Genomic DNA, 3,610 nt, shown 5'->3' with positions numbered 1-3,610 from the left:
CCATGACGGGCCTGCGTCTTGGATATCTGATATCACCGCCTGAATTTGTCCGGGCATTACAGATTCTCCAGCAAAATTTTTTCATTTGTGCCAATTCCGTCATCCAGCTGGCTGGTGCAGCAGCGTTAAAGGATGCCCATAAAGAAACCCGGGTCATGCGGGAGACATACAATAAGCGCCGCATCTATGTCATTGAAAGATTAAAGCAAATGGGGCTTGGAATTACGATTGAACCCACGGGCGCATTTTACGTATTTGCCAATGCAAAACATATCTCAAACGATTCATATGCCCTTGCCTTTGATATTTTGGAAAAAGCCCATATCGGGGTCACCCCGGGGATTGATTTTGGAGCAAACGGGGAAGGATATTTACGATTTTCCTATGCAAATTCCATGGAGAATCTGAAAATCGGTCTTGACCGTATGGAAGGCTATTTAAGCGAGTTATAATGATTATAAAAACCGTCGATTTTGTTAAAAGTTCTGTTAAACCCTCCCAGTATCCAGAGTATGATTTTCCTGAAATTGCATTTGCCGGCCGATCCAATGTGGGTAAATCCTCGTTGATCAACACACTGATCCAGAGAAAGGGTATGGTGAAAACAAGCTCAAAACCGGGATGTACCCAGCTCATTAATTTTTTTCTGGTCAATGAAGAACTTTCTTTTGTGGATCTTCCAGGGTATGGCTATGCTAAAGTATCAAAAAAAATCAGATCCCAATGGCAGCCAATGGTTAACCTGTATCTTTCCCAGCGCCATAGTCTTTTGGGATTAATTTTATTGATTGATATTCGAAGAGATCCGGGAAAAGAAGAATTGGATATGGTTGACTGGCTGGAATCCCATAAAATGCCGTATTTGGTAATTTTAACAAAATCTGATAAACTGTCAAAAACAAAGCAGCAGAAAAGGCTTTTAGCCATTTGTTCCCAAATGAACCGGGAAAAGAATAGTGTTATTCTTTTTTCAGCCAAGACGAAAAAGGGAAGAGATATAATTTTAGAGGAAATTGAGAATTTAATAGACTGGCATAATGAATAAGAAAAATGAAAATAATATCCGATCTGGATTTGTCGGAATCATTGGCGCCCCCAATGCAGGAAAATCTACCTTGCTCAACCAGGTGTTGGGGCAAAAAATTTCCATTACATCCAAAAAACCTCAGACAACCCGGGATAGAATCCTTGGTATTGTTAACAGTCCTTCATCCCAGATTATCTTCATTGATACACCGGGAATCCATAAGAGTACAACCCTGTTAAACAAAAGGATAGTTGATCAGGCCATGCTGGCCCTGGAAGATGTGGATGTGATCCTGTTCATGGTGGATGTAGCCAATAGAAATTATTCAGCAGAGAAACTGATCATATCGCAATTAAAGAAAATACCCAAAATAGTAGTTCTATCGTTGAACAAAATTGATCTGGTTAAAAAGTCAGAGGTTTTTAATCTTGTTGAGGAATTAAAGAAACTACATGACTTTAAAGCCATTATTCCGGTTTCGGCCAAAAAAGGTATTCAGGTAAAGAATATTCTTGAAGAAGTCGAAAAGTCATTGCCCACAGGCCCCAGGCTTTTCCCTGAAGAGACATTTACAGATGTGTCTGAAAAGTTTATGGTGAAAGAGATTATCCGGGAAAAAGTATTTCGATTAACAGGGATGGAGATCCCTTATTCAAGTGCGGTCACTGTAGATTCCTTTGAAGTGGAAAAAAAGTTGATTGTTATCCATGCCAGCATTCATGTTATCCGGGATTCACAAAAAGGCATCATTATCGGAAAAAAAGGTTCTATGTTGTCAAAAATCGGGGCTAAAGCAAGAAAAGATATTGAACAAATGACCGGGCAGAGGGTCCTGTTGAAACTTTTTGTAAAGGTAACTAAAAACTGGGTCAGCAATGCAAGGATGTTGAATGAATTCGGTTACTAAACCCATGGATCAGTTTTTTAGTTTCACAGATGAAGTATTCCTGAAAAAAGAACGGGACAAAGCAAGAAAATTGCGATCCAGTCAATGGTGGAAGCGCAAACGCTCTTTGGGAGTTTGTCATTATTGTAAAAATAATTTTTTGCCAAAAGAACTCACCATGGATCATATCATCCCCTTAGCCCGCGGGGGGAGGTCACAAAAGTTTAATCTTGTGCCATGCTGTAAAGAATGCAATACAAAAAAAAAACAGCTTCTCCCCTCTGAATGGGAAGAGTATATGACTTCTATACTATAACAATTTATTCTGAGAAGGTATCAGTTAAAGGCATCAACGGATTTTTTAATTTTGGTTTTTGTTTCATCGCATATTTTTTTTAAAGAATCTGCTGTAACATTTATTAGTTGGACTGCTTCTAAATTTTCAATAGATCCTTGTGAATCCTTTAAACCAAACCCGATGATATCGGCCAATGCTTCGGAAATATGGAGAACCAGGATCTCCTTGTCAGTATTTTTATCAAAAGTATTGTTTTTTTGCATGGAGATTAATTGAACAAATGATTCTGGAAAATCCCAATGTTTCAGAGTTGTTAAAGTCAGATCATGGGCGTATTCAACCGTGCTTTTTATAATATCATGGGTATCAAATGTGCTTTTGGTTGATATCATTTCACCGATCACCCGCAGTAAAATCGTCTGGCCGATGTCATGAACAATACCAAGGGTGAAAAATCGGGAGGTGTCAGGAAATTCCAGTTCAAGTGCCAGGGCTTTGGCAATGCTGGCTGTGGCAAGGGAATGGAGCCACAATTTTTCAAGCAGATTTTTAAATTGCCTGTTTTTTGTATTATAAATACTTTTATTCGAAATCGTTAAGATCAGGCTTTGAACCTCATTGATGCCCAGCCGCAGGATTGCTTCCTTGATGGTCACGATATGGGATACACCCCTGTAAAAGGGGGAATTCGCAATAGAGAGTATTTGAACAGAAATGACTGCATCTGTCTCAATAACATTAGCCATATCCTCACTGGTGGAATGGGGGTTGTTCACTACTTTTTCCACTTCCTTGACAATTGTGGGCAGGACCGGCAGGGTGATCTTTTCGGATTGGATACCCTCTGAAACAAATTCCACAATTTCCTGTATGGTCTGCCGGGTCTCCATGCTCTCATCTGAAATGTCGGAAAGGGATATCAGTTTTTCTTTTTTATCCAGATAATCTATGGCTTTTGTTAGATTATCAAAACAGTTTTTAGAAAAATCGACAAATTTGAAATGGTAAATGCTTTTATCTTCTATGGTATCCTGGCCTAAAAATTTCACCACTGCAATATGGGGGATCAAATCGTCAATAAGGCCTCCAGTGATCATTTTTAGGTTAATTTCAACCCGGAGTTCTTCTCCAAGGTCAATGGATTTATTGCAAAAACAGCTAAATCCCTCCAGAGAAATACCATGGTATTTCGCAAGCCTGAAATCATTTCGGTCCAGAAATTTTACATATATTGTTTTTTCTAATGAATATTCCAAGGTCACCTTTTTATTGGGGTTGATTTTATAGCTGTGGAATAATAGTCCCAAGTAGTATAATTGCCCATGCCGGGATATCTGAAATTTATAAAATTGTGCCCAACGCAGTAACCTGGAAAATTAACGGTTTTTGGTCGAGCACT

Annotated in this window: 5 protein-coding genes; 4 read left to right on the top strand and 1 reads right to left on the bottom strand. The window is 38.9% G+C overall.

Going from position 1 to position 3,610, the window contains the following annotated elements:
• The 4 genes from K8S13_RS05110 to K8S13_RS05095 all read left to right on the top strand — a co-directional run.
• Window positions 1-452, top strand: a 452-nt coding sequence (locus tag K8S13_RS05110; RefSeq protein ID WP_291460937.1) for an aminotransferase class I/II-fold pyridoxal phosphate-dependent enzyme, incomplete at its 5' end; no start/stop codon positions are given.
• Window positions 452-1,045 (top strand): ribosome biogenesis GTP-binding protein YihA/YsxC, encoded by a 594-nt coding sequence (gene yihA, locus K8S13_RS05105; protein WP_291460936.1) that lies wholly within the window; start codon window positions 452-454, stop codon window positions 1,043-1,045. The genes K8S13_RS05110 and yihA, both read left to right, overlap by 1 nt.
• Window positions 1,038-1,934 (top strand): GTPase Era, encoded by an 897-nt coding sequence (gene era, locus K8S13_RS05100; RefSeq protein WP_291460935.1) that lies wholly within the window; start codon window positions 1,038-1,040, stop codon window positions 1,932-1,934. Before yihA ends, era begins: the two co-directional genes overlap by 8 nt.
• Window positions 1,918-2,229, top strand: coding sequence for an HNH endonuclease (locus K8S13_RS05095; protein WP_291460934.1), 312 nt, complete (start codon window positions 1,918-1,920; stop codon window positions 2,227-2,229). The genes era and K8S13_RS05095 overlap by 17 nt, the downstream gene beginning before the upstream one ends.
• Window positions 2,230-2,249: 20 nt before the next feature.
• Here K8S13_RS05095 and K8S13_RS05090 read toward each other — a convergent pair whose 3' ends face one another.
• Window positions 2,250-3,467 carry an HDOD domain-containing protein gene (locus tag K8S13_RS05090; RefSeq protein WP_291460933.1) on the bottom strand — a complete coding sequence of 406 codons (1,218 nt, stop codon included), beginning with the start codon at window positions 3,465-3,467 and terminating at the stop codon, window positions 2,250-2,252.
• Between the last annotated feature and the right edge of the window lie 143 nt (window positions 3,468-3,610).

This window comes from Desulfobacula sp. (assembly GCF_021107415.1).
The sequence above is the reverse complement of the archived record's forward strand: the minus strand, read 5'-3'. Positions and strand labels throughout refer to the sequence as shown.

What these genes read in the sequence shown, in the direction of transcription:
- yihA (WP_291460936.1), top strand. Translation starts at nt 452, where the DNA reads ATGATTATAAAAACCGTCGATTTTGTTAAAAGTTCTGTTAAACCCTCC.
- K8S13_RS05095 (WP_291460934.1), top strand. Translation starts at nt 1,918, where the DNA reads ATGAATTCGGTTACTAAACCCATGGATCAGTTTTTTAGTTTCACAGAT.
- era (WP_291460935.1), top strand. Translation starts at nt 1,038, where the DNA reads ATGAATAAGAAAAATGAAAATAATATCCGATCTGGATTTGTCGGAATC.